This window comes from Xanthomonas sp. D-99 (assembly GCF_017746145.1).
Lineage (GTDB): Bacteria > Pseudomonadota > Gammaproteobacteria > Xanthomonadales > Xanthomonadaceae > Xanthomonas > Xanthomonas cissicola.
The window spans coordinates 59,016-83,098 of record NZ_JAGHWU010000012.1 but is presented as its reverse complement, the minus strand read 5'-3'; the positions used below and the strand labels follow the sequence as shown (position 1 = coordinate 83,098).

Genomic DNA, 24,083 nt, shown 5'->3' with positions numbered 1-24,083 from the left:
TTGTTCAGACCTTCCCTAAGTGAAGTGGATCGCGGCATCCATGCTGCATAAGGTGCCGCGATAGCGGGCAGGCAAGGACCAGTTGAACTGGTCGAACTGTAGGACGTCCAACATACAGCGGCGAGCCGGCCGCTGCCTTTCCCGGAAATTGCGAGCGTATCGCGCTACGCCTCAACTCAAGCGACTAAACGAGCGACACCGTAAATGGATGGAACCACTGCAGCATCCCACGGTCACACCCTGGATGTTGTCGATGTCAGGAGATCCATGATGCAAAGCAAGTCCTCGCGCTGGCCGTGGTTGTTGGCGGTCCCCTTGATCTCTGGCGCCGCGTGGTGGCTGTTCAGCGGCCCGCCCGATCCGCAGGGCCGCTTGCCTGCACCCATCAGCCGTACCGCCAGCGCGGTAGCCGCTGCAGTCAACCCGCAGCCAACGCCGGCGGGCAACGAGCCACGTCATCCGCTGCAGGTACCCTCGGCCGATGCTGCCGATGTGGCAATTCCGCCATTGGCGCAAAGCGATGATGCCGCGTGGGAAGCGTTGCTGACGTTGGTGCAGGACGAGACTGCGTTGTCGATCGTGCTGCGCAAGCACCTGATCGAACGTGTTGTGGTGATGATCGACAATCTGACCCAACCCAGCATCAGCCGCCGCGCCTCGGTGCTGCAGCCGGTGTCGGGGGACTTGCAGATCTCCAGCACAGACAATCAGCTGATGATCGATCAGGCCAACGCGGCGCGCTATGCGCCTTACGTGACTGCATTCACCAGCGTGGACGCGCAGGCCTTGGCGCGCAGTTATGTGCGCTTCTATCCGCTGTTTCAGCAAGCGTATGCGAATCTGGGTGCCCCGGACCGCTACTTCAACGACCGCGTGATCGATGTGATCGATCACCTGCTGCGCACGCCGCAGCCGGCGGAACCGATCGGCGTACGACGCGACGAGCGTGGCCGTTATCTCTTTGTCGATCCGTCGCTGGAATCGCTGTCGGTTGGCCAGAAGGCACTACTGCGACTCGGGCCGACACAAGCCGCTGCGGTGAAGGCGCAACTGCAGCGGATTCGCGCGGCGCTGCTACAAGGGCGCTGAGGCCGTTTGCATCCAAATCATGCAAGGGTGAAGGCCGCATGTCATGCGGCCATCCGAACTTTCGTGCGATGGTGAGCCCGCACGCGCATGCAGCGATGGAACGCACCCTGATGAACGCCCGGACGTCTGACATGCCGCGTGATCGATGACGGCAGTCAGCGCCATATCGTGATGCCGCGCTGGTCTGCTGCAGTTCGTCGCGCGCGATGACCCTTGCCCCAACGCCTATTCTGCATCCAGTTCCGGGTAATGCCGGAAGATTCCGTTGGTATTGAAGGCCACCCGTCGTTCGGACGCCAGATACGCCGCAATACGCGGTCGCGTGGCCACACGCTGCTGCAGCGCCTTCAGGCCGGGTAGGTCTGTGGCCAGCGTCGCCATGCGCTTGGGGAACATGTACTCCAGGCCGCTGACCAGCTGGAACAGCGACAGATCGACGTACGAATGCGTGCCAAGCACGTGCGTGCCGCCGGCCCGTTGCAGCACCTGCTCGAAATACCCGAGGAATTTAGGTAGGCGGTTGTCGCGCAGGTCCTGCGCGCGCTTGGCCGCTTCGGCCTGTTGGTCTTCGTAGTACAGGCCAGTCGCAATCGGGTGGTGCGTGTCGTGTACTTCGGCCACCAGGTCGGCAATGGTCATCTGCAACTGCAGCGCCTGTAGGCGCTGCGGCTCCGAATCGGGCACCAATTGCAGCTGCGGCCCGATGAAGTGCAGGATCGCCGCGACCTGCGCCACCACGATGTCACCCGCGTTCAGAAATGGCGGTGCGAATGGCTGCGCACCTGGGTGCTCCCCTTCCAGAAAGGCATTCATGACCTCGTCGCCTCGCGTCCGCGCCACATCGGTGTAGGCGGCGCCAGCATCTTCCAGGGCCAATCGCACGAACTCGCCGCGGCCCTGCAGGCCGGTCCAGTAATACAGTTGATAGTGCATGCGCGGCTCCGCGATCGAGGGCAGGGCAGCGTAGAAAACCCGCGGCTAGGCGCGCGTGAGCGACGCGTCAGCAGGTTGTGACTCGTGGACGGTGTGCGGCTGCGCCTGCAGCCAGGCGAGTTTGCGCGCACGCGGCAGGCGTTTGAGTGCGCACTCTGCGCGTGATGCGCTGGCGCGGTCCGGGTATGTGTGACTGGCAAGCACCTGCACGGGCGGGTTGGCGCGCGTGTAGCGTGCGCCGGTGCCACGCAGATGCGCCTGGAAGCGCCGTTCCAGATCGTTGGTAATGCCGGCGTAGTAGCTGCCGTTGCGACACAGCAGCAGGTAGAGGTGCCAGGGCTTGGGTGCATCCATCCGTGCATTATCGCCACCTGCATGGGCTTGCGCAGCGTGCGTGCGCGACAGGCTATCCGGCCGCCTGCCAGGCGCGATCCGCCGCAGGAGTGAATAACCACCTAAACATTGGTTATTTGACGCTCGCGACGCCGGCAAACAGCATGCCGTATTGCATTGCGCGGTCGAGACCGGCTTGGCTGGCGGCACCTAACCCACGCGGCGCGGCGCCCCCACGGCGCATGCCGGCTGCAGCAACACCGCGCACCCACCACCCCATACAGAAGGACGTCAATGATTGCGCGACACCGGAGCCCGGCGGGCATCGTTTCTGCCTCCAGATGGTGGGGGACACCGCAGTTGCTGGCATGGAGTCTCGCTTGCGCCTGCATGCCGGCCGTTGCCGACGAAGTGGGCGATGCCGACGCAGCGCCGGAGCGCACGGCGCAGACCCTGGGGGCGGTGACCGTCACCGCCACGCGTCGCGAAACCACCTTGCAACAAGTGCCGGTGGCGGTGTCCGTGGTGCAGGGCGAAACGCTGGAGCGCGAGAACCGCAACAGCGTGGCCGACTTTCCGGCGCTGGTGCCCAGTCTCACCTTCCGCACCGGTGCATCCAACAAGGACACCTCGTTGTTCCTGCGCGGCGTGGGCACCATTTCGACCTCGCCGGGCGTGGAGCCCAGTGTGGCCACCGTGATCGATGGCGTGGTGCTGGGCCGACCCGGCCAGGCCACGCTGGATCTGCTCGATGTCGAGCGCATCGAAGTGCTGCGCGGGCCGCAGGGCACCTTGTTCGGCAAGAACGCCTCGGCCGGCGTACTCAATATCGTCAGCAAGCCGGCGCCGGAGGCGTTCGGTGGCTATGTGGATTATTCGCACTTCGGTGGCGGCGACGAAGACCGTGTGCGAGCCAGCGTTGGCGGCGCGCTGGTGCCGGAGGTGCTGAAGGCGAGCGTCTCGGCGTTGTGGGCCGAGTACGGCGGCAACGTGCATAATGTGGCCGATGGCCAAACGGTCAACGGTTACCAGCGCTCCGGTGCACGGTTGCGGATGGATCTGACCCCGAACCCGAGCTTGAATGCAACGCTGCTGGCCGATTACCTGCGCTCGCGCAGTGATGCGCCCAGCGGCGTGGTCGTTGCCAGCACCCGCGCGGATTTTGCCGCTGCGCTTGCGCCGGTGGTGGCGCGTGCCGACAACCGGCTGATCAACAGCGATTACCGCACGCATCTGGAAGACACCAACAAGGGAGCCTCGCTGCAGCTGGACCAGCAACTCGGCGATGCGCTGCTGACCTCGATCAGCGCTTGGCGACAGTGGGACAACACCCAGTTCCAGGATGGCGACCGCACCGCGCAACGCAGCGCGACGTTTCCGTCTTCGCACGACCGTGGCGATCTGGGGTATACACAATACTCGCAGGAACTGCGTATCGAGACGCCGCGCGACCGTGCGGTGGAAGCAGTGGCCGGCCTGTACTACCTGCATGCGCGCAGCGACGAAACCTACCAGCGCACGGTGATCTCGCCGACCGCCAGCAACCTGGGCGTGGCCGATTACGGCACCCGCGCGCAGACCTATGCGGTGTTCGGCGAGGCCACCTGGCATTGGCGCCCGGATCTGCGCGCCTTGCTGGGCGCACGCTTCACTCGCGACACGCTCGACTATCAACACCAGCGCGTGTCCACCTCTGCAACCGCAATCACCGGCATCCAGCCAGCCACCGCCAGCAATGGCAGCACCGCAGAAAACGGCGTCTCCGGCCGCACCGGTCTTCAGTACGATGTTGATGCGCAGACCACCGGCTACCTCACGTATTCGCGCGGCTACAAGGGCCCGGCCTACAACGTGTTCTTCAACATGCAGCCGCGCGATACGCCGGCGCTGAAGCCGGAAACTTCCAACGCGTGGGAGCTGGGGTTGAAGGCACGTGCACTGGAGGACCGCCTGAGTGCGAACCTTGCGTTATTCCATACGCAATACGCCAACTACCAGGCCAATTTCTTCGACACCGTGGCCGGGCAGGTGGTGACGCGCTTGATCAACGCCGGGCAGGTGCGCACGCAGGGCGTGGAACTGGATCTGGAGTATCGGCCCACCGAGCGGCTTAGCCTGGCCGCTTCGCTGGCCTATACGCAGGCGCGCATCCAGCGCTTCGCCTGCCCGGCAGCTGCCGCGGCCAACTGCAATGTGGATGGCAAGCCGTTGCCGTTTTCGCCCGACTGGAAGGGCAACCTGCGCGCGGGCTATCGCGTGCCGTTGCGCGGCGGTCTGGCGCTGGAATTCAACGGCGATGTGAGCTGGCAGGACAGCGTGCAGTACGACCTCAGCCAGACCGCGCAAACCATCCAGGGCCCTTACGCAATCTGGAATGCCAGCATTGCGTTGGCCGACGATCTGCATGGCTGGCGGGTGGCGGTGCTGGGTCGCAATCTCGGCGACCGTGCGTATGCACCGTTGCTGGCCAATGCGACCGGCAACGTCTATCGATTGGTGCCACGCGACGATCAGCATTATGTCGGGCTGCAAGTGCATAAGGATTTTTGAGCATGAGGTTCGCGCTTTTTGATGTGGCGATGCGCAACACCATGGCTGCCGTGGACGGTGGGCTGCGATGAGCGCGCCACGTCAGCTGTCGCTGGGCGCCTTCCTGATGGCCACCGGGCATCATGTGGCAGCGTGGCGGCATCCACAGGCCAGTGCCGATACACTGGTGTTCGACCACTACCGCGAGATGGTGCGCATCGCCGAAGCCGCGAAATTCGATACGGTGTTCGTCGCCGACAGCCTGGCTGCGGCCGGTGGGCCGGTGGCCTCGCGCATGGCGCGTTCCAGCCTGTTCGAGCCGCTCACGCTGCTCAGCGCACTGGCGGTGGTGAGCGAGCGCATCGGTCTGATCGCCACCATGACCACCAGCTACAACGAGCCGTACCACGTGGCGCGCAAGTTCGCCTCGCTGGATCATCTCTCCGGCGGGCGTGCCGGCTGGAATCTGGTCACCTCCGATGCGGCCGATGAGGCGCTGAATTTCAATCGCGATGCGCATTACGTGCACGCCGAGCGCTATGCGCGTGCGCGCGAATTCCAGCAGGTGGTCGCCGGACTCTGGGACAGTTGGGACGACGATGCCTTCATTGCCGACACCGCCACCGGCCTGCATCACGACCCTGCGCGGGCGCATGTGCTGGATCACCGCGGCAGCCATTTCCAGGTGCGTGGCCCACTCAATATTGCGCGCGCCCCGCAGGGGCATCCGGTGCTGGTGCAGGCCGGCTCGTCCGAGCCCGGACGTGCGCTGGCCGCCGAGACTGCCGAGGTGGTCTTCACCGCGCAATCGTCATTGACCAAGGCACAGGCGTTCTATGCCGACCTCAAGGGCCGGCTGGACCAGTTCGGTCGCGCACGCGATGCGTTGAAGGTGTTGCCCGGCGTGTTCATCGTGGTGGGCCAGAGCCAGGCCGAAGCGCAGGATAAATTCGAGCAGTTTCAGGACCTGGTGGAGCCGGAGGTGGGTATCGCATTGCTGTCGCGCATGCTGGGCAATTTCGATCTGTCGGCCTATCCGCCGGATGGTCCGCTGCCGGATTTACCGCTCACCGAAACCGGCCAGCGCAGCCGCCAGCAGTTGTTCACCGAACTGGCGGGACAGGAGCAGTTGAGCATCGCCCAGCTCGGCCGGCGCATCGCGGGCGGGCGCGGCCATTACAGCCTGATCGGCACCCCCACGCAGATCGCCGACGAGCTGCAGGCCTGGTTCGAACAGGGCGCTGCAGACGGCTTCAATGTGCTGGTGCCGCATCTGCCCGGTGGCCTGGCCGATGTGGCTGCGCATGTCGTGCCGGAATTGCAGCGACGTGGACTGTTCCGGCGTGAATATGCCGGGCGCACGCTGCGCGACCATCTGGGGTTGCAACGCCCCGTCAATCGCTTCAGCCCACGCTGACCAACCGGACATTCCCATGCGCTATCTCGCACATCCCGATCGTTACGACCGTATCGCCTATCGCCGCGTTGGCCGCAGCGGCCTTGTGTTGCCTGCGTTATCGCTGGGCCTGTGGCACAACTTCGGCGACAGCACGCCGATCGAAACGCAACGCGCACTGCTGCGTACCGCGTTCGATCTGGGCATCACCCATTTCGACCTGGCCAACAACTACGGGCCCCCCTACGGCAGCGCGGAAATCAATTTCGGCCGGCTGCTGCATGAAGATTTCAAGCCGTATCGCGATGAGTTGATCATCTCCACCAAGGCCGGCTGGGACATGTGGCCGGGCCCGTACGGGCAGGGCGGCAGTTCGCGCAAATACCTGTTGTCCAGCCTGGATCAGAGCCTGCAGCGGCTAGGCGTGGACTATGTGGATATTTTCTATTCGCACCGTTTCGATGCGGACACGCCGCTGGAGGAAACCGCCGGCGCATTGGCCAGTGCGGTCCAACAGGGCAAGGCGCTGTATGTCGGCATATCGTCGTATTCGGCCGGGCGTACACGCGAGATCGCCGCACTGCTGCGCGAGTGGAAGGTGCCGCTGCTGATCCATCAGCCGGCCTACAACCTCTTCAACCGTTGGGCCGAGCACGAGCTGTTCGATGCCACTGCGGAGGTGGGCGCTGGAGTGATCGCCTTCACACCGCTGGCGCAAGGTCTGTTGACCGGCAAATATCTCAATGGCGTGCCCAGTGATGCGCGCGTCAACCGCCCCGGCGGTCAGTCGCTTCGGCCGGAACATCTGTCCGATGACAACCTGCAACGCGCGCGTGGGCTGGATGCGATTGCGCGCGGGCGTGGGCAGAGCCTGGCGCAGCTGGCATTGGCCTGGGTGCTGCGCGATGCGCGCGTGAGCTCGGCGTTGCTGGGCGCCAGCCGTCCGGAGCAACTGATCGAAAACGTGGCGGCATTGCAGGCGCCGCCGTTCAGTGCAGAAGAGTTGGCCGAGATCGATCGCCATGCGGTCGAGGGTGGCATCAACCTCTGGGAAAAACCCTCAACCGATTGGCAATGAGGACTCTGCCGATGCGCTACCGCGTTCCCGCAATCACCAGCGAGGCTGCGATGCAGCCATCGTGCCGGCGTGGCCGGGGTGTGCAACCAGCAGCTGCGATGCGGGCAACGGGTTGGCAGCAGACGGTGTACCGCTCGCTGATGGCCGCGCGTGCGGCCGCGTACGCCGCGTTGGCAAGTGCCTTGCTGTTGGCGAGCATTGTGTGGGCGCAGCCTACGCTGGCGGCCGAGCCGGCGCAGTTGCGGATCGGTTATCAAAAGGCGGTCTCCAGTTTGGTGTTGGCCAAGCAGCATCGTTTGCTGGAGCAGCGCTTTGCGCAGACCAAGATCACCTGGGTGGAATTTCCGGCCGGCCCGCAACTGCTGGAAGCATTGAATGTGGGCAGCATCGACCTGGGCGGCGCCGGCGATATTCCACCGCTGTTTGCGCAGGCTGCCGGTGCCGATCTGCTGTACGTGGGCTGGGTGCCGCCCACGCCCGAGGCCGAGACCATTCTGGTACCGAGCAAAAGCGCGCTGCGTACGGTGGCCGACCTCAAGGGCAAGCGTGTCGCCTTTCAGAAAGGCTCGAGTGCGCACAATCTGCTGTTGCGGTTGTTGGCCAAATCAGGTCTGGGCATGCGCGATATCACGCCGCTGTATCTGTCGCCGGCCAATGCGCGTGCGGCGTTCGCGGCCGGGCAGGTGGACGCCTGGGCGATCTGGGACCCGTGGTATTCGGCGTTGACGCTGGATGGCAGCGCCCGCCTGCTCGCCAATGGCGAAGGCCTGGGGCTCACCGGCGGGTTTTTTCTGTCGTCGCGTCGCTATGCCACGGCGTGGGGGCCGTTCGTGCAGCAGGTGATGGGCACGCTCAACCAGGCCGATGGCCTGCTGGAGCGCGACCGTGCCGGCAGCATCAAGATATTGGCGCAGGTGAGTGGGCTGCCGCCCGCAGTGGTGGAACGCACGCTGGCGCATCGCCCGCCGGCCAGCGTGCAACCGCTCAGCGCGCAGGTCATCAAGGCGCAGCAGGCCACTGCCGACCTGTTCTATGCGCAGCGCCTGTTGCCCAAACGCGTGCTGGTGGCACCGGCGGTCTGGCGCGCGCCGGCTGCTGGCGCAGCGCAGGCGGCGAGCAAATGATGCGTTCGAATGCATACAGTCGCAGGGTGCAGGGCCACGAAGTCACAAGCGTGCAAGTGTGCGCTGGCATTTCAGTGCGACAGGGCGCGAGACAAGGCACTATCACCGAGATGCTGCGATGAGCGCCATTTCGCGCCGTGTGGGCAACGCGCTGGTGCCGTGGCTGCTGCCCTTGGCCTTGCTGTTGGCCTGGCAAATTGCAGCCTCCAGCGGTTGGTTGCCGCAGCGCATTCTGCCCGCGCCGGATGCGGTAATGCGTGCGGCAGTCACGCTGGTGCGCAGCGGCGAGCTGTGGCAACACCTGGCCATCAGCAGCTGGCGCGCGGCGGTCGGCCTGGCGATTGGCGGCAGCATCGGATTTGCGCTCGGCCTGTTGACCGGCGTCTGCCGCGTGGCCGAGCGCCTGCTCGACAGCGCCCTGCAGATGCTGCGCAACGTGCCGCATCTGGCGCTGATTCCGCTGGTGATCCTGTGGTTCGGTATCGATGAGGGCGCCAAGCTGTTCCTGGTCGCGCTTGGAACGTTTTTCCCGATCTACCTCAATACTTATCACGGCATCCGCAGCGTGGATCCGGCCTTGATCGAAATGGCGCGCAATTACGGCCTGCGATGTCCGCAACTGTTCTGGGATGTGTTGTTGCCGGGTGCACTGCCGTCGATTTTGGTGGGCTTGCGATTTGCGCTGGGGTTGATGTGGCTGACGCTGATCGTGGCCGAGACCATTTCCGCCAGCTCCGGTATCGGCTATCTGGCCACCAATGCGCGCGAGTTTCTGCAGACCGACATCGTGGTGGTGGCGATCGTGCTGTACGCCTTGCTCGGCAAGCTGGCCGACATGGCCGCGCGCGGCCTGGAAGCGGTGTGGCTTGGCTGGCATCCCGCGCAACAGCAGCGTGCGGAGCTACGCCGATGAGCGCTGCCACCATCGGGCTGCCGCTGCGCGTAGGCGGAATTGCCAAGCGTTATGGCGACAGCGACGTGTTGCGCGGCATCGAGCTGGACATCGCGCCTGGTGCGTGCGTGGCGATCGTGGGGCGCAGCGGTTGCGGCAAGAGCACGCTGCTGCGCGTGATTGCGGGGTTGGAAGCCGCCGATGTCGGCACGGTCGACAGCGGGCGCGCGCCATTGGCAGCCCAGCGCGATGCGGTGCGGCTGATGTTTCAGGATGCCCGCCTGCTGCCGTGGAAGCGGGTGATCGACAATGTGGCGCTTGGGTTGGGCCGGGCCGGTCGTGCGCAGGCGCAGCAGGCGCTGGACGCGGTGGGCCTGGGCACGCGCGGCAACGCGTGGCCGTCCGCGTTGTCGGGCGGTCAACGTCAGCGCGTGGCACTGGCGCGTGCCTTGGTGCATCGACCGCGGCTGTTGCTGCTGGACGAACCGCTGGGGGCGCTGGATGCATTGACCCGTATCGAAATGCAGCAGCTGATCGTGCAGTTGTGGCGGCAGCATGGGTTTACGCTGGTGTTGGTCACCCATGACGTGGCCGAGGCGAGCGCGCTGGCCGATCGCATCGTGGTGCTCGAACACGGCAAGGTTGGCCTGGATGTGCCGGTGCCGGTGCCGCATCCGCGTGCGCCCGGGCTGCCCGCGCTGGCGACGATCCAGGCACAGGTGCTGTCGCGTCTGCTGGGCACGACACAGGTGCTGGAGCCAGCTGCCCCGAAGGCGCAGACGCGCCACGGTGCACCCCGCGAGGCGACGGCGCAGGAAACCTCGCCGTTGCAACGCATCCTCTAGCCCCGCGCGTGTCGGGCTCAGCGCCCGAGACCATACCAGCGCCTGCGCGCCGTTTCACTAACGCCCACGGCGACATGCCGGGTCACTGGCTGGTGCGTCACCCGGCGGTAGCCCACCTGCACGTCCCGCTTCGCCACGCCCGCTTAGGTAGCGTCGGCCTGGCCGCTTCCATCTCCAGCACCGGCACACCTTGAAACCCCGCTCGGCAACCGCATCTGCACGGTATCGCCGGCGGTGCCGGCCACCTGTTCAGAGGATCTCCCCATGCGGATGGACAAGCTCACCTCGCGGTTCCAGCAGGCGCTGGCCGACGCGCAGTCGCTGGCCGTGGGCCGCGACCACAACATCATCGAGCCGGTGCACGTGCTGGCCGCGCTGCTCGACCAGAGCGGCGGCAGCACGCGCCCGTTGCTGTCGCAGGCCGGCGTCAACGTGCCGCTGCTGCGCGAGCGCCTCGGCGAGGCGCTGGACACGCTGCCCAAGGTGTCCGGGCAGGAAGGCAATCTGTCGATCGGCAACGATCTCAATCGCCTGCTCAACCAGACCGATAAGCTCGCCCAGCAACATGGCGACGCGTTCATCGCCAGCGAATGGTTCGTGCTGGCCGCCGCCGACGATGCCAGCCCGCTGGGCGTGGCGTTGCGCGCTGCCGGTGGCGACAAGAAGAAGATCGAAGCGGCCATCGACAAGCTGCGTGGCGGCGAAACCGTGCAGTCGGAAAATGCCGAAGAACAGCGCCAGGCGCTGGAGAAATACACCATCGATCTGACCGCACGCGCCGAGAGCGGCAAGCTCGATCCGGTGATCGGCCGCGACGAGGAAATCCGCCGCACCATCCAGGTGCTGCAGCGCCGCACCAAGAACAATCCGGTGCTGATCGGCGAACCCGGCGTGGGCAAGACCGCCATTGTCGAGGGCCTGGCCCAGCGCATCATCAACGGCGAAGTGCCCGAAGGCCTGCGCGGCAAGCGCGTGCTGTCGCTGGACATGGGCGCGCTGATCGCCGGTGCCAAGTTTCGCGGCGAGTTCGAAGAGCGCCTGAAGGCGGTGCTCAGCGATCTTTCGAAGAACGAAGGCCAGATCATCCTGTTCATCGACGAGCTGCACACCATGGTCGGCGCCGGCAAGGCCGATGGCGCGATGGATGCCGGCAACATGCTCAAGCCGGCGCTGGCGCGCGGCGAGCTGCATTGCATCGGCGCCACCACGCTGGACGAATACCGCAAATACATCGAAAAAGACGCCGCACTGGAGCGCCGCTTCCAGAAAGTTTTCGTGGGCGAGCCGACGGTGGAAGACACCATCGCCATCCTGCGTGGGCTGAAGGAACGCTACGCGGTGCATCACGGCGTGGAGATCACCGACCCGGCCATCGTGGCTGCGGCAACGTTATCCAACCGCTACATCACCGATCGCCAATTGCCGGACAAGGCCATCGATTTGATGGACGAAGCCGCGTCGCGTATCCGCATGGAGATCGACTCCAAGCCGGAGGAGCTCGATCGCCTGGAACGCCGCCTGATCCAGCTCAAGATCCAGCGCGAGATGCTCAAGAAGGAAAAGGACGAGGCCTCGCGGCAGCGCCTGGCCGATCTGGAGAGCGATATCGACAAGCTCGAACGCGAGTTCTCCGACCTCAATGAAGTGTGGAAGTCGGAAAAGGCGGCGCTGCAGGGCACGACCAAGATCAAGGAGCAGATCGAGCACGCCAAGCTGGAACTGGAGGCCGCGCAGCGCCGCCAGGACTACGCCAAGATGAGCGAGATCCAGTACGGCGTGCTGCCGCAACTGGAAAAGCAGATGCTGCTCGCCAACGAGGTGGAGCACCACGATTTCAAGCTGGTGCAGGACCGCGTGACCGCCGAGGAAATCGCCGAAGTGGTGTCGCGCTGGACCGGCATTCCGGTCAACAAGATGCTCGAAGGCGAGCGCGACAAGCTGTTGCGCATGGAAGACGAACTGCATCATCGCGTGGTCGGTCAGAACGAGGCGATCAAGGTGGTCTCCGATGCGGTGCGCCGCTCGCGTGCCGGCCTGTCCGACCCGAACCGCCCCAGTGGCTCGTTCCTGTTCTTGGGTCCCACCGGCGTGGGCAAGACCGAGCTGTGCAAGGCGCTGGCGGATTTCCTGTTCGACAGCACCGAAGCGATGATTCGCATCGACATGAGCGAGTTCATGGAGAAGCATTCGGTCGCGCGCCTGATCGGTGCACCTCCTGGCTATGTGGGCTATGAAGAAGGCGGTTATCTCACCGAGGCCGTGCGGCGTCGTCCGTATTCGCTGATCCTGCTGGACGAAGTGGAAAAGGCGCATCCGGATGTCTTCAACATCCTGCTGCAGGTGCTCGACGATGGCCGCCTGACCGATGGCCAGGGCCGCACCGTGGACTTCCGCAATACCGTCATCGTGATGACCTCCAACCTGGGCTCGCACCAGATCCAGGAGCTGTCCGGCGACGATAGCGCCGAGGCGTACACGCAGATGAAGGCCGCGGTGATGGGGGTGGTACAGGCCCACTTCCGCCCGGAGTTCATCAACCGGCTCGATGACATCGTGGTGTTCCATCCGCTGGACAAGGCGCAGATCAAGTCGATTGCGCGCATCCAGTTGCAAGGCCTGGAAAAACGCCTGGCCGAGCGCGGCCTCAAGCTGGACCTGGACGATGCGGCGCTGGAGGTGCTGGGCAGTGTCGGCTTCGACCCGGTGTACGGGGCGCGCCCGCTCAAGCGCGCGATCCAATCGCAGGTGGAGAACCCGCTGGCGCAGCAGATCCTGTCCGGCCAGTATCTCAGCGGCGAGAGCGTGCGCGTGCGTGCCGACGGCGGACGGCTGGTGTTTACCAAGGACTGAACGCGCGCGGCTGTGCGACACCTGCACGGCGTAGGAGCGACCTGGGCGCGATGGACGTTCCCGGTAGAGCCATCGCGTCCAGGTGCGCTCCTACAGCGAGCTGGAACGGGCGGCTGGCAGGTCGCCGCAGATATCGGCGGCGCGGTCCGCCAATCCTGCTACCATGCGCGCCCCTGAGGTGACTGCCGGTTGGCCGGTGGTTTAAACGGGAATCCGGTGCGCGTGTCGCCTTGGCGAACTGCAATTCCGGAGCTGCCCCCGCAACGGTGGGCGAGGTCAGATGCCGCAATACGCCACTGTGCAGTCGCATGGGAAGGCGCGGCATCGGAGGCGCCAGCTTCCACTCGCAAGCCCGGAGACCGGCCTGAGGGATTGACCCGGCACGCGGTGGGCGTGGCCTTGCTCGTCTGACGCTGCGCGCCGGACGCTTGGCCCGTTGCTGCCTGCCGCCCGATTGCCCACGCGCGGGTTGGCGCGGTTCCAGGAGCAGCAGTTGATGTCCCTTTCTTCCGTTTCGCCGCCTCGTGCCGTGCTCGCCGTGGGGCTGTCGCTGTGCGTTGCCACTGTGGCCCACGCCGAGGCCGTCATCGATCTGGACCACGTCGTGGTCACCGCCTCGCGTACCGCACAGACCCAGGACCAGACGCTGGCGCCGGTCACGGTCATCGACCGCGCGCAGATCGAGCGTCGTCAGGTCAATTCGCTGCAGGACCTGTTGCGCGGCGAGGCGGGCGTGTCGCTGGCCAACAACGGCGGACCCGGCAAGGCGACCTCGCTGTTCCTGCGCGGCACCGAGGCAGACCATGTGGTGGTGCTGATCGATGGCGTGCGCATCGGCTCGGCCACCGCTGGCGGCGCGGCGTTGCAGGATCTGCCGATCGAGCAGATCGAACGCATCGAAATCGTGCGTGGCCCGTTTTCCAGCCTGTATGGCTCCGAAGCGCTGGGCGGGGTGATCCATATCTTTACCCGGCGTCCGCAAGGCGGTTTCGTGCCGACCTTGAGCGTGGCGGCCGGCAGCGACAACGCGCGCCGCTACGGCGCGGGCATTGCGGGGCGCAGCCCGGGCGATCTGAGCGACGCCGGTGGTTGGTATTCGGTGAACGCCGTGCACGACGAAACCGATGGTATCAACGCGTATCTGGATACCAGCTCCAGCGCCTACGACCCGGACCGCGACGGCTATCGCAACGATTCGTTGAGCGCGCAGGGCGGCTGGCGTTTCAATCGCCAGTGGGATGCCGATGTGCATGTATTGCGCGCGCAGAGCCGTAACGAATACGACGGTTCGGCATTCGGCGGCAATCTGAGCAAGGGCGTGCAGCAGGCCATCGGCGGCCGCGTGCGTTACGCGCCGAGCGATGCGCTCAAGCTCACGGCCAGCGTGGGCAGCAGTGCCGATCTGAGCGATGCGTACTACCAAGGCGCCTACCTGTCGACCTACGACACCCGCCGCAAGCAGGGTGCGTTGCAGGCCGATCTCGACACCGGCCCCGGTCTGCTCACGGTCGGCTTCGATTGGCAGCGCGACGCCATCGCCAGCAGCGACAATTACGATTCCGACAGCCGCATCGACCGCGCCGCATTTGCGCAATGGCAGCAGACGTTTGGAAGCCAATCGCTGCAGGCCAGCCTGCGTCGCAACGACAACAGCCAGTTCGGCGGCAAGACCACCGGCAGCCTGCTGTGGGGTTGGGATGTCGCCGAGCATCTACGCCTGACCGCCAGCTACGGCACTGCGTTCAAGGCGCCCACCTTCAATGAGTTGTATTACCCCGATTACGGAAACCCGCTGCTCGGGCCGGAAACCTCCAAGAGTGCCGAGCTCGGTCTGCGCGGTCGCTACGACTGGGGCACCTGGACGCTCAGCGCGTTCCAGACCCGTATCGACGACCTCATCGCCTACGATGGGTCGTTGGTGGATGCGACGCATCCGTTCGGGCAGCCGAACAATATCGATCGGGCGCGCATTCGCGGCGTGGAAGCCGGCTACGACACCGAGCTGGCCGGCTGGACCCTGCGTAGCGCGTTGACCTGGCTTGCGCCGCAGGCCGATGGCGAGGTCAATCATGGCAACTGGTTGCCGCGGCGTGCGCGTCAGAGCGGGCGCATCGATGCCGACCGCAGCATCGGTGTATTCGGCATCGGCGCAAGCCTGTTCGGATCGGGCGCACGCTACGACGATCTGGCCAATACCGATCGCCTGGCCGGCTACGGCTTGCTGGATCTGCGCGTGAGTTATGCAGTGAATGCGGACTGGAAGGTGCAATTTGCCGCCAACAATGTGTTCGACCGCCACTACGAAACCGCACGTTGGTACGCCCAGCCAGGCTGCAATTATCTGCTGACCTTCCGCTACCAACCGGCGCACTGAGAGCCGTCGGCAACACGACTGCGCAGCCACCGGATGGGCGCGGGCGGTGCCCGGATCCGCCTGGACCAGGCGGACACCGCGGTTGCTCGCGCTGTCCGCGTTCACCTGGCGATTGCTCACGACATTTTGTTAGCCGGTCTAAACGCGCAGTCGGCGCTTGCTGCTGGATGCAAGGATCGTTACGGTTTGCAGGGGGCAATCATTTGCCTGATGTCTGTTGCGCCATCCGGGTGGCGATCTAAAATCTGAAGGAGACCATCGATGCCGCCGTTATCCCGCTCTTCCGAACGCCTGTTGTTCATCGCTTCGATGCTGCTGATGACCGCGACCCGCTTCCATCATGTCAGTGACTGGCTGCACCTGCCGGATGCATCCATGGCCGTGTTCTTTCTCGGCGGTCTGGCATTGCGGCGGCACGGCTACTTCGTCGCCTTGCTGGGGGTGTCGGTGGCGATCGATTGGGCTGCGGTGCGCCTGGCCGGCGTCAGCGACTTCTGCATCACGGCGGCCTACGCGGCATTGCCGGTGGCCTACGGCGTGCTCTGGTACGCCGGGCGCGCGACTCACGCACGTGTGCGGCCAAGCGCTGCGTCGCTGAGCATCACCTGGGGTCTGGGCACCTTGGCCGCCGTGCTGTCGTTCTTGATCTCCAATGGCGCGTTCTACTGGTGGGGCGGGCGCTACACCGACCCGCACTGGGCGCAGTATCTGCAGCGCGCCTGGCAGTGGGGGCCGCTGTTCGTGCGTACGACAGCGCTGTATCTGGCGGTGGTGCTGGCAGCCGCATGGTGCGTGCTGCGCTGGCGCGCCGCAACGCCGTTCTCCGCGCCATCGGAAGTGTCATGATGATGGCGCGGCGCGCAGCTGAGACGCCGTTGCCTTTGCACGGCGCAGCGGCCAGAGCGTGCGGCATCGCACTTGCGGTCTTGATGGTCTGTGCGCGCGGCGAGCATGTTGCGAATGTGGATGCCTTGCCCACGGCTTCATGGGCGGTGTTTTTTCTGGCCGGAGCGTTGTTACGCCCGCTGTGGATGTTGCCGCTGCTGTTCGGGATCGTATCGCTGCTGGATTTGATCGGCCTGGCCTCGGGCAGCAGCAGCGACTGGTGCCTGTCGCCGGCGTACTGGGCGTTGGCGTTGGCGTACGCCGCGTTGTGGTGGGGCGGCCTGCTGTCTGCGTTGCAACTGCAGCGCCAGGCCTGGCGTCGTGTCGTCGGGCCGCTGTTGGCCTTGCTGATCAGCGGCAGCGCCGCCTATCTGCTCTCCAAAGCCGGCCTCTATTTTCTGTCTGGTCGCTACCCGCATGCCACGCTGAGCGGGTTCATTGCGCGCGTGCCGGCGGACTATCCACACGCCCTTGCAACCCTGGCCGGCTATGTCGGCCTGGCCTTCACCCTGTTGGCTGCACGACGCGCCGCTGGCGCACGTCCACCCCTTGGAGCACGTGCATGACCATCCCCGAGCACGATCAGGCGCATTATCGCGAACGTGCGCAGCGCAAGAAGCAATTGGTCGACCGGCGCATCGCACGTGCGGTGATCGACCGCGGTGTGCTGCTGGTCAATACCGGCAATGGCAAGGGCAAGAGCTCGTCCGGCTTCGGCATGCTGGCGCGCTCGCTTGGGCATGGGCTGTATTGCGGCGTCGTGCAATTCATCAAGGGCACGTTTTCGACCGGCGAAGAAGCGTTTTTCCGTCGCTTTCCGGATCTGCTCGATTATTACGTCATGGGCGAAGGCTTCACCTGGGAAACCCAGGACCGCGCACGCGACATCGCCGCCGCGCAGGCCGCCTGGCAGCTCGCGCGCGGCATGCTGGCCGATGCGCGCTACGACTTCGTGCTGCTGGACGAACTCAACATCGCCCTGGTGAAAGACTACATCGCGCTGGATGAGGTGCTTGCCGCCGTGGCCGCGCGGCCGCCCGGCCAGCACGTGGTGATCACCGGGCGCGGCGCGCCGGCCGGGTTGATCGAGGCGGCCGATACCGTGACCGAGATGCGCCTGGTCAAGCACGCCTTCAACGCCGGCATCAAGGCACAGCTCGGCGTCGAGCTGTAGCCGTGAGCGTGCGCATGCAACGCCTTGGATGGCTCGGCATGCTGGCTGGCATGCGCCGGGACTGCACGCCATGCTGCTGGTGATTGCCACCGCTGCCGTGCTCCTGGATCTGCTGCTTGGCGAGCCGCGGCGCGGACATCCGTTGGTGCTGTTCGGCAACTGGGCGCAACGTGTCGAAGCACGCCTGCACCGCGACCGTCGCAGCGCCGGCATCCTGGCGTGGTGCGTGAGCGTGTTGCCGTTGACCTGTGTCGCTGCAGTGGTGCAATGGGGGCTGTGGTGCGTGTCGCCCTGGGCGGCGGCAGGGTTTGTCGCGATCACGCTGTATCTGGCGCTGGGCCTGCGTAGCCTGGGCGAACATGCGCAAGCGGTGATCGATGCGCTGCAGGTCACCGATCTGCCTGCCGCCCGCGCTGCAGTGGGCCGTATCGTCAGCCGCGATACGGCCGCACTGGACGCGACCCAGGTCGCTGCCGCAGCGACCGAGTCGGTACTGGAGAACGGCAGCGATGCCGTCTTCGCCGCGCTGTTCTGGGGCGTCGTGCTGGGCGCGCCGGGAGCGGTGTTGTATCGGCTATCCAATACGCTGGATGCAATGTGGGGCTATCGCACGCCGCGCTATGTCAACTTCGGCTGGGCTGCGGCGCGCATCGACGATGCGTTGAACTGGCTGCCGGCGCGCCTGACTGCAGCGACCTATGCGGTGCTGGGTCGCACCCGCGCGGGCCTGCGTTGCGCCTGGCGGCAGGGACGTGGCTGGAAAAGCCCCAATGCCGGCCCCGTGATGGCAGCGGGTGCAGGCGCGCTGCACGTCCAACTGGGCGGGCCTGCGCCGTACCACGGCCATTGGCAGGCACGCCCCGCGCTGGGCGAGGGCGCGGCGGCAAGCGCAAACAGCGTGCAACGTGGGTTGCGGCTGGTGCGTGCCGGTGTCGCGTTCTGGCTGCTGCTGGGCGTGCTGGCAACCGCGCTGGCGATGCGATGATCGGCACGCGGATGGTCTGGTGCTTCACCAACCTGCACCGGCGCACCGTTCACGACGGCGCAGGTCGCGCCGTTCCGCCACCAGGAGTACGCAATGCTTGAACACGGCGGGCGCCTGCGCCGCGCTGCGCAGGCCTACAACATTCCGCTCGCGCAGTGGCTGGACCTGTCCACCGGCGTGAGCCCGTTCGCATGGCCAGTGCCCGCCATCCCGGAGCACGTGTGGCAGCGCTTGCCCGAAGACGACGATGGCCTGGCCGAACGCGCGGCTGCATATTACGGCGCGCCGCAGGTACTGCCGGTGGCCGGCTCGCAGGCGGCGATCCAGGCCTTGCCGCTGCTGCGCGCACCCAGCCGCGTCGGCGTGCTCACGCCTGGCTACGCCGAGCATGCGCAGGCATGGCAGCGTGCCGGACATCCGGTCGTGCCGATGAGCGCTGCGCAGTTGCTGCAAGCCGGTGAGACGCTGGATGTGATCGTGCTGATCCACCCCAATAACCCATGCGCCGAACGCTTCGATCCCGACACGCTGCTGCAGCTGCATGCGCGGCTTGCAGCACGCGGTGGGTGGCTGGTGATCGACGAGGCCTTCATGGATGCGACCCCGCAACATAGCGTATGCGCCTTCACCCAACGGCCCGGTCTGGTCGTGCTGCGCTCGGTGGGCAAGTTCTTCGGCATGGCAGGCGCACGTGCGGGATTTGTCTGCGCAGATCGCGCAGTGCTGGCTGCCGTGCGCGAACGCTTGGGGCCATGGGCGCTCGGCGGCCCGGCACGGTGGGCCGTGCAACAGGCATTGGCCGATACGCCGTGGCAGTTGCAGGCACGTGCGCGCCTGCACGCGGCATCGCAGCGGCTTGCGCAGCTGTTGCATGCGCATGCGATCGTACCTACCGCAAGCACGGCGTTCTTTCAGTGGTGCCGGCGCGATGACGCCGCCACCTTGCACGTCGCGTTGGCGCAACGCGGCATTTTGACGCGGCTGTTCGACACACCGTCCAGTCTGCGCTTCGGTCTTCCCCCCGATGCCGCGGGCGAGGCGCGTCTGGATGCGGCTCTGCGCCAGGTGCTGGCATGAGCGCGCGCGTACTGATGGTGCAGGGCTGCACCTCCGACGCGGGCAAGAGCACGCTGGTGGCCGCGCTGTGCCGGTGGCTGCATCGGCAGGGCATTGCGGTGGCGCCATTCAAGCCGCAGAACATGGCGCTGAATTCGGCAGTGACGGTGGACGGTGGCGAAATCGGCCGCGCGCAGGCATTGCAGGCACAGGCATGCGGGCTGGAGCCGCAGACCGATTTCAATCCGGTATTGCTCAAGCCCAACAGCGATACCGGTGCGCAGGTGATCGTGCATGGGCAGCCGGTCGCCACGCTGGATGCGGTGGGCTATCACGCCTTCAAGGCAACCGCGTTCAAGGCGGTATTGGCCTCGCATGAGCGCCTGGTCGAGCGCTTCGATGTGGTGCTGGTGGAAGGTGCCGGCAGCCCGGCCGAGATCAATTTGCGCGCCAACGACATCGCCAACATGGGGTATGCCGAAGCGGTGGATTGCGCCGTCATTCTGGTGGCCGACATCGACCGCGGCGGCGTGTTCGCCCATCTGGTCGGCACGCTGGCGTTGCTATCGGCCAGCGAGCGCGCACGCGTTGCCGGTGTTGTGATCAATCGGTTTCGCGGCGATCTGGCGCTGCTGCAGCCCGGACTGGAATGGCTCGAGCGCGAAACGGGCAAGCCGGTGCTCGGCGTCTTGCCGTATCTGCACGGCCTGCAGCTGGATGCCGAAGACGCGGTGCCGCGCAACGCGCCGCAGAAACCGCAGGCGCAATTGCGCGTGGTGGTGCCGGTGCTGCCGCGCATCAGCAATCACACCGACATCGACGCGTTGCTGGCGCATCCGCAAGTGGATGTGCGCTTGATCGGTCCTGGGCAGACGCCACCGCCGTGCGATCTGATCCTGCTGCCGGGCAGCAAATCCACCCGGTGCGATCTGCAGTGGCTGCGCACGCATGGGTGGGACGCCGCCATCGCCCGTCACCTGCGCTATGGCGGAAAACTGCTCGGTATCTGCGGCGGGCTGCAGATGCTGGGCACCCATCTCCACGACCCAGATGGGATCGAAGGCGCAGCGGGCAGCAGCCCAGGTCTTGGGTGGCTACCGCTGCAAACCACGCTGCAGCCGCACAAGCAATTGCATCGCGTGCACGGGCGCCTGCTGCTGGGCGATGCCGGTGTCAGCGGCTATGAAATTCACTGCGGCATCAGCAGCGGCGCTGCGCTGGCACGGCCATTGCTGCAGCTGGACGATGGGCGTACCGATGGCGCCATCTCCGACGATGGCCAGGTGCTCGGCACCTATGTGCATGGTGTGTTCGATCACCCGCAGGCACTGGCTGCATTGCTGGCATGGGCCGGTCTGGCGCAGGCCGCGCCACTGGATCTTGCAGCGCTGCGCGAAGCCAGCCTGGAACGTCTGGCCGATACGGTGCACACGCATCTGGATACCGCCGCACTGACACGCCTCATCAGCAGAGAGGCGGCATGCAGCACCTGATTCTTGGCGGCGCCCGTTCGGGCAAGAGCGCACTGGCCGAGCGCATCGCGGCAGCGTCCGGGCGCGCAGTGACCTACCTGGCTACAGCGCAAGCCTTCGATGAGGAAATGCATCGGCGCATTGCCCATCACCGTAGCCAACGCCCGGCGCATTGGCAGTGCGTGGAAGAGCCCATCGCGCTGGCGGCAAGCCTGCAGGCGCATGCCGCGCCGGACCGCTGCGTGCTGGTGGATTGCCTGACCCTGTGGCTGAGCAACCTGCTTGGTCACCCGGATGCGGACGTGTTCGCGCGCGAGCGCGACGCGCTGCTGGCAACGCTGCCGCAGTTGCCGGGGCAGATCCTGCTGGTCAGCAACGAAGTGGGGCAGGGCATCGTGCCAATGGGTGAACTCACGCGTCGGTTTGTGGACGAGGCTGGCTGGCTGCATCAGGCATTGGCGCTACAGTGCGAGCGTGTGGTGTTGGTGGTGGCAGGGTTGCCGATGGTGTTGAAAGGAGAGCGCGTGTGACTAGCGATTGGATCTTTGGTGCCTGCGCAGTGCCGGACCCGCGCATGCGCTCTGCCGCGCTTGCCCGGCAGGAACAGCTGACCAAGCCGCACGGCGCGTTGGGCCGGCTGGAACACCTGGCGGTGCAGCTGGCAGCCTGGCAACGCACCGAACGGCCAGGAGCGCAGCGGGTCTGGATCGCGGTGTATGCCGCCGACCATGGCGTAGCGGCCGAAGGGGTCTCGGCATTTCCGCAGGCGGTTACCGGCGAGATGGTGCGCAATTTCGCACGCGGTGGCGCCGCCATTGCGGTACTGGCGCGCGAGCTGGGCGCGCGGCTGGAAGTGGTGAATCTGGGCGTGGTCAACGACCCCGGCGACCTGCCGCGGGTGCGGCGTGCCTGGATCGCGCCTAGCAGCGCCAATATTTGCGAACAGCCGGCGATGACGGCCACCCAACTGCGCGATGCGCTCGCCGCCGGTGCCGACAGCATCGCGCAGGCCAGGAGCTGCGATACCCAGCTATTTGTCGGCGGCGAGATGGGCATCGGCAACACCACCTCTGCCGCGGCGCTGGGTTGCGCCTTGCTGTCGCAGTTCCCGCAGGCGATGGCCGGTGCAGGCACCGGCCTGGATGCCGAAGGCATCGCGCACAAGGCCACCGTGATCACGCGTGCGCTGGCCTTGCATGCCGATGCATCGAGCCCGCTGGAGCGTCTGCGTCGCCTGGGCGGATTCGAAATTGCTGCCCTCGTCGGCGCCTATATCGCCGCCGCGCAGGCCGGCATCCCGGTGCTGGTGGATGGCTTCATCACCACGGCGGCGGCACTGGTGGCCACGCGCCTGAATCCCGGCGTGCGCGAATGGTTGTTGTTCGGGCATCGTTCGCAAGAACGTGGGCATGCGGCACTGCTACGTGCGCTGGATGCCGAGCCCTTGTTGCAACTGGATCTGCGTCTGGGCGAAGCCAGCGGCGCGGCGGTGGCGATTCCGCTACTGCGCAGCGCCTGCGCCTTGCACAACGGCATGGCGACCTTCGCCGAAGCCGGGGTGTCGGACGCATGAGCGCACAGATCACCTTGCTGCGGCATGGCGATACCGGGCAGCGCAGTTATCGCGGCCAGCTCGACGACCCGCTCACCGAACTGGGCTGGCAGCAATTGCGTGCGGCCACTGCCGATGGCGTGTGGGACGCAGTCGTGGCATCCACATTGCAGCGCTGCGCTTTGTTCGCCACCGAGCTTGCCCAAGCGCGTGCCATCCCGCTGCAGCTGGAGCCGCGCCTGCGCGAATATCACTTTGGCCGCTGGCAGGGCGTGCCCGTGGCCGACATCGATCGCGACGAAGGACAAGCGCTCGGCCGCTTCTGGGCCGACCCGGTGCGCGATCCGCCACCGCAGGCCGAGCCGTTTACCGACTTCTGCGCGCGCCTGTCAGCCGCGCTCGATGCCATCGTCGTCCGCTACCCGGCACAGCGCGTGCTGGTGGTCACCCACGGCGGCGCCATCCGCGCGTTGCAGTGCCTGGTCGCCGGAAGTGGGTTCTGCCGGATGACCGAACTGGCAGTGCCGCATGCGTCGCTGCATGCGCTGGCCTGGCCGCCGACCGACGCGGCTGGCGGCTTGAGATCGCCGGTCTCATCCACGGCATTGCCACCGGCGCACGACACCGAATGATCGACGGGTTGCTGGCGGCGATCGGGTTTCTGACCCGCATCCCGGTGCCCGCCCGGGTGTTCACGCGCGCAGGCGCGCAGGCGCGCTCGCTGTGCTGGTACCCGCTGGTGGGCGTGTTGCTCGGTGGGGTGGTGTGCGGGTTGGCCTGGTGCCTGCGCGAGGTGGCGCCGTTGCTGGGCGCAGCGCTGCTGTTGAGCGCCTGGGTATGGCTGACCGGCGCGTTGCATCTGGATGGCCTGGCCGACACGACCGATGCGTGGGTCGGCGGCATGGGCGAGCGCAGACGCACACTGGCGATCATGAAGGACCCCGCCAGCGGCCCGATGGCAGTCACCGCAGTGGTGCTGGTGTTGCTGCTCAAATGCGCCGCACTGGCCAGCCTGCTGGCGCAGGCGCCGACCACGCTATGGCTGGCGCCGTTACTGGCGCGCAGCGCGCTGGTTGCCGCGTTCCTAAGTACGCCGTATGTGCGCGCCGGCGGGCTGGGCAGCGCGCTGTCGGGCGCCCCTCGTGCAGGCATGTGGCTGGCGCTGAGCGCCGGCACCGCGGTGTGCATCGTTGCCGGGCTGGCCACCGCGGCGTTGTGCGCTGGTATCACCGCACTGGTGTTCACACTCTGGCGCCGCGCCTGCCTGAAACGCCTTGGCGGCATGACCGGCGATACCTGCGGCGCATTGGTGGAACTGACCGAAACGGCCGTGCTGGTGACGCTGGCGCTGTGGTCGGCTTGACCAGGCAGGCGCTGCAGCTGACGCAATCGTCCTCCCGACTGATGATCCCGGCCCGCGCATCGTCTGCGTTTGCGTAGCGGCCGTGGGCGCTGCGACCAACGGCATCCGTCAGCGTGCGTCATCTGCTGACGTCATCTACTGAGTTCTCCGGCG

The 24,083-nt window shown here is 66.1% G+C and carries 21 protein-coding genes, 1 other RNA gene and 1 riboswitch; of the genes, 20 read left to right on the top strand and 2 right to left on the bottom strand.

Translation table 11 applies throughout. The annotated features are described in order from the left end of the window. Positions 1-270 precede the first annotated feature (270 nt). The gene (locus J7360_RS06235; RefSeq protein ID WP_007962807.1) at positions 271-1,089 is read left to right on the top strand and encodes a DUF3014 domain-containing protein; all 819 of its coding nucleotides are present in this window, start codon (positions 271-273) and stop codon (positions 1,087-1,089) included. A 225-nt stretch (positions 1,090-1,314) separates the two neighbouring features. Here J7360_RS06235 and J7360_RS06230 read toward each other — a convergent pair whose 3' ends face one another. Together J7360_RS06230 and J7360_RS06225 are read right to left on the bottom strand one after the other, a co-directional pair. Then, positions 1,315-2,022: a glutathione S-transferase gene (locus J7360_RS06230; protein WP_209033457.1), complete on the bottom strand. Its 708-nt coding sequence runs from the start codon at positions 2,020-2,022 to the stop codon at positions 1,315-1,317. A 45-nt stretch (positions 2,023-2,067) separates the two neighbouring features. Further along, positions 2,068-2,376: a GIY-YIG nuclease family protein gene (locus J7360_RS06225; RefSeq protein ID WP_007962811.1), complete on the bottom strand. Its 309-nt coding sequence runs from the start codon at positions 2,374-2,376 to the stop codon at positions 2,068-2,070. A 369-nt stretch (positions 2,377-2,745) separates the two neighbouring features. On the opposite strand from J7360_RS06225, the gene J7360_RS06220 reads away from it, so the two are divergent. The 19 genes from J7360_RS06220 (at position 2,746) to J7360_RS06130 (ending at position 23,930) form a co-directional block, all read left to right on the top strand. Beyond that, entirely contained in the window at positions 2,746-4,905 is a 2,160-nt protein-coding gene (locus tag J7360_RS06220; RefSeq protein ID WP_057663342.1) for a TonB-dependent receptor, read from the top strand. 67 nt (positions 4,906-4,972) lie between these two features. Continuing rightward, on the top strand, positions 4,973-6,301 hold the full coding sequence (locus J7360_RS06215; RefSeq protein ID WP_057663345.1) for an LLM class flavin-dependent oxidoreductase: 1,329 nt from the start codon (positions 4,973-4,975) through the stop codon (positions 6,299-6,301). A gap of 16 nt (positions 6,302-6,317) precedes the next feature. After that, complete coding sequence (gene mgrA, locus J7360_RS06210; protein WP_057663348.1) at positions 6,318-7,358, top strand: L-glyceraldehyde 3-phosphate reductase; 1,041 nt, start codon at positions 6,318-6,320, stop codon at positions 7,356-7,358. Positions 7,359-7,369: 11 nt separating this feature from the next. Continuing rightward, positions 7,370-8,482, top strand: a complete 1,113-nt coding sequence (locus J7360_RS06205) for an aliphatic sulfonate ABC transporter substrate-binding protein (RefSeq protein WP_209033464.1) — start codon at positions 7,370-7,372, stop codon at positions 8,480-8,482. A 118-nt stretch (positions 8,483-8,600) separates the two neighbouring features. Then, positions 8,601-9,395: an aliphatic sulfonate ABC transporter permease SsuC gene (gene ssuC / locus J7360_RS06200; RefSeq protein WP_057663354.1), complete on the top strand. Its 795-nt coding sequence runs from the start codon at positions 8,601-8,603 to the stop codon at positions 9,393-9,395. Next, positions 9,392-10,219: an ATP-binding cassette domain-containing protein gene (locus J7360_RS06195; protein ID WP_057663356.1), complete on the top strand. Its 828-nt coding sequence runs from the start codon at positions 9,392-9,394 to the stop codon at positions 10,217-10,219. The genes ssuC and J7360_RS06195 overlap by 4 nt, the downstream gene beginning before the upstream one ends. Positions 10,220-10,483: 264 nt before the next feature. Then, the gene (gene clpB / locus J7360_RS06190) at positions 10,484-13,069 is read left to right on the top strand and encodes an ATP-dependent chaperone ClpB (protein WP_007963705.1); all 2,586 of its coding nucleotides are present in this window, start codon (positions 10,484-10,486) and stop codon (positions 13,067-13,069) included. A 159-nt stretch (positions 13,070-13,228) separates the two neighbouring features. Further along, positions 13,229-13,452, top strand: a riboswitch (cobalamin riboswitch). 113 nt (positions 13,453-13,565) lie between these two features. Then, on the top strand, positions 13,566-15,443 hold the full coding sequence (btuB, locus tag J7360_RS06185) for a TonB-dependent vitamin B12 receptor (RefSeq protein WP_244667771.1): 1,878 nt from the start codon (positions 13,566-13,568) through the stop codon (positions 15,441-15,443). 60 nt (positions 15,444-15,503) lie between these two features. Further along, a non-coding RNA gene (locus tag J7360_RS06180) (sX9 sRNA) lies at positions 15,504-15,578 on the top strand. Between the two features lie 126 nt (positions 15,579-15,704). Beyond that, positions 15,705-16,289 (top strand): hypothetical protein, encoded by a 585-nt coding sequence (locus tag J7360_RS06175; RefSeq protein WP_022558692.1) that lies wholly within the window; start codon positions 15,705-15,707, stop codon positions 16,287-16,289. Next, positions 16,289-16,894, top strand: a complete 606-nt coding sequence (locus J7360_RS06170) for a hypothetical protein (protein WP_209033453.1) — start codon at positions 16,289-16,291, stop codon at positions 16,892-16,894. Before J7360_RS06175 ends, J7360_RS06170 begins: the two co-directional genes overlap by 1 nt. Next, positions 16,891-17,502 carry a cob(I)yrinic acid a,c-diamide adenosyltransferase gene (gene cobO / locus J7360_RS06165; RefSeq protein ID WP_057663358.1) on the top strand — a complete coding sequence of 204 codons (612 nt, stop codon included), beginning with the start codon at positions 16,891-16,893 and terminating at the stop codon, positions 17,500-17,502. The genes J7360_RS06170 and cobO overlap by 4 nt, the downstream gene beginning before the upstream one ends. Positions 17,503-17,572: 70 nt before the next feature. Further along, positions 17,573-18,487: an adenosylcobinamide-phosphate synthase CbiB gene (gene cbiB, locus J7360_RS06160; protein ID WP_022558695.1), complete on the top strand. Its 915-nt coding sequence runs from the start codon at positions 17,573-17,575 to the stop codon at positions 18,485-18,487. Between the two features lie 93 nt (positions 18,488-18,580). After that, positions 18,581-19,564: a threonine-phosphate decarboxylase CobD gene (gene cobD, locus J7360_RS06155; protein ID WP_057663360.1), complete on the top strand. Its 984-nt coding sequence runs from the start codon at positions 18,581-18,583 to the stop codon at positions 19,562-19,564. Continuing rightward, positions 19,561-21,036 carry a cobyric acid synthase gene (locus J7360_RS06150; RefSeq protein ID WP_057663363.1) on the top strand — a complete coding sequence of 492 codons (1,476 nt, stop codon included), beginning with the start codon at positions 19,561-19,563 and terminating at the stop codon, positions 21,034-21,036. Before cobD ends, J7360_RS06150 begins: the two co-directional genes overlap by 4 nt. Beyond that, positions 21,024-21,545: a bifunctional adenosylcobinamide kinase/adenosylcobinamide-phosphate guanylyltransferase gene (cobU, locus tag J7360_RS06145; RefSeq protein ID WP_007963720.1), complete on the top strand. Its 522-nt coding sequence runs from the start codon at positions 21,024-21,026 to the stop codon at positions 21,543-21,545. Before J7360_RS06150 ends, cobU begins: the two co-directional genes overlap by 13 nt. After that, positions 21,542-22,588: a nicotinate-nucleotide--dimethylbenzimidazole phosphoribosyltransferase gene (gene cobT, locus J7360_RS06140; protein ID WP_007963726.1), complete on the top strand. Its 1,047-nt coding sequence runs from the start codon at positions 21,542-21,544 to the stop codon at positions 22,586-22,588. Before cobU ends, cobT begins: the two co-directional genes overlap by 4 nt. Further along, entirely contained in the window at positions 22,585-23,199 is a 615-nt protein-coding gene (locus tag J7360_RS06135; RefSeq protein WP_007969601.1) for a histidine phosphatase family protein, read from the top strand. The genes cobT and J7360_RS06135 overlap by 4 nt, the downstream gene beginning before the upstream one ends. Further along, positions 23,196-23,930 (top strand): adenosylcobinamide-GDP ribazoletransferase, encoded by a 735-nt coding sequence (locus J7360_RS06130; RefSeq protein WP_007963730.1) that lies wholly within the window; start codon positions 23,196-23,198, stop codon positions 23,928-23,930. Before J7360_RS06135 ends, J7360_RS06130 begins: the two co-directional genes overlap by 4 nt. Positions 23,931-24,083: the final 153 nt, after the last annotated feature.

Excerpts from the sequence above, each read along its gene's own strand:
- J7360_RS06235 (WP_007962807.1), top strand. The coding sequence starts at position 271 with ATGCAAAGCAAGTCCTCGCGCTGGCCGTGGTTGTTGGCGGTCCCCTTG.
- J7360_RS06230 (WP_209033457.1), bottom strand. The coding sequence starts at position 2,022 with ATGCACTATCAACTGTATTACTGGACCGGCCTGCAGGGCCGCGGCGAG.
- J7360_RS06225 (WP_007962811.1), bottom strand. The coding sequence starts at position 2,376 with ATGGATGCACCCAAGCCCTGGCACCTCTACCTGCTGCTGTGTCGCAAC.
- J7360_RS06220 (WP_057663342.1), top strand. The coding sequence starts at position 2,746 with ATGCCGGCCGTTGCCGACGAAGTGGGCGATGCCGACGCAGCGCCGGAG.
- J7360_RS06215 (WP_057663345.1), top strand. The coding sequence starts at position 4,973 with ATGAGCGCGCCACGTCAGCTGTCGCTGGGCGCCTTCCTGATGGCCACC.
- mgrA (WP_057663348.1), top strand. The coding sequence starts at position 6,318 with ATGCGCTATCTCGCACATCCCGATCGTTACGACCGTATCGCCTATCGC.
- J7360_RS06205 (WP_209033464.1), top strand. The coding sequence starts at position 7,370 with ATGCGCTACCGCGTTCCCGCAATCACCAGCGAGGCTGCGATGCAGCCA.
- ssuC (WP_057663354.1), top strand. The coding sequence starts at position 8,601 with ATGAGCGCCATTTCGCGCCGTGTGGGCAACGCGCTGGTGCCGTGGCTG.
- J7360_RS06195 (WP_057663356.1), top strand. The coding sequence starts at position 9,392 with ATGAGCGCTGCCACCATCGGGCTGCCGCTGCGCGTAGGCGGAATTGCC.
- clpB (WP_007963705.1), top strand. The coding sequence starts at position 10,484 with ATGCGGATGGACAAGCTCACCTCGCGGTTCCAGCAGGCGCTGGCCGAC.
- btuB (WP_244667771.1), top strand. The coding sequence starts at position 13,566 with ATGTCCCTTTCTTCCGTTTCGCCGCCTCGTGCCGTGCTCGCCGTGGGG.
- J7360_RS06175 (WP_022558692.1), top strand. The coding sequence starts at position 15,705 with ATGCCGCCGTTATCCCGCTCTTCCGAACGCCTGTTGTTCATCGCTTCG.
- J7360_RS06170 (WP_209033453.1), top strand. The coding sequence starts at position 16,289 with ATGATGGCGCGGCGCGCAGCTGAGACGCCGTTGCCTTTGCACGGCGCA.
- cobO (WP_057663358.1), top strand. The coding sequence starts at position 16,891 with ATGACCATCCCCGAGCACGATCAGGCGCATTATCGCGAACGTGCGCAG.
- cbiB (WP_022558695.1), top strand. The coding sequence starts at position 17,573 with ATGCTGCTGGTGATTGCCACCGCTGCCGTGCTCCTGGATCTGCTGCTT.
- cobD (WP_057663360.1), top strand. The coding sequence starts at position 18,581 with ATGCTTGAACACGGCGGGCGCCTGCGCCGCGCTGCGCAGGCCTACAAC.
- J7360_RS06150 (WP_057663363.1), top strand. The coding sequence starts at position 19,561 with ATGAGCGCGCGCGTACTGATGGTGCAGGGCTGCACCTCCGACGCGGGC.
- cobU (WP_007963720.1), top strand. The coding sequence starts at position 21,024 with ATGCAGCACCTGATTCTTGGCGGCGCCCGTTCGGGCAAGAGCGCACTG.
- J7360_RS06135 (WP_007969601.1), top strand. The coding sequence starts at position 22,585 with ATGAGCGCACAGATCACCTTGCTGCGGCATGGCGATACCGGGCAGCGC.
- J7360_RS06130 (WP_007963730.1), top strand. The coding sequence starts at position 23,196 with ATGATCGACGGGTTGCTGGCGGCGATCGGGTTTCTGACCCGCATCCCG.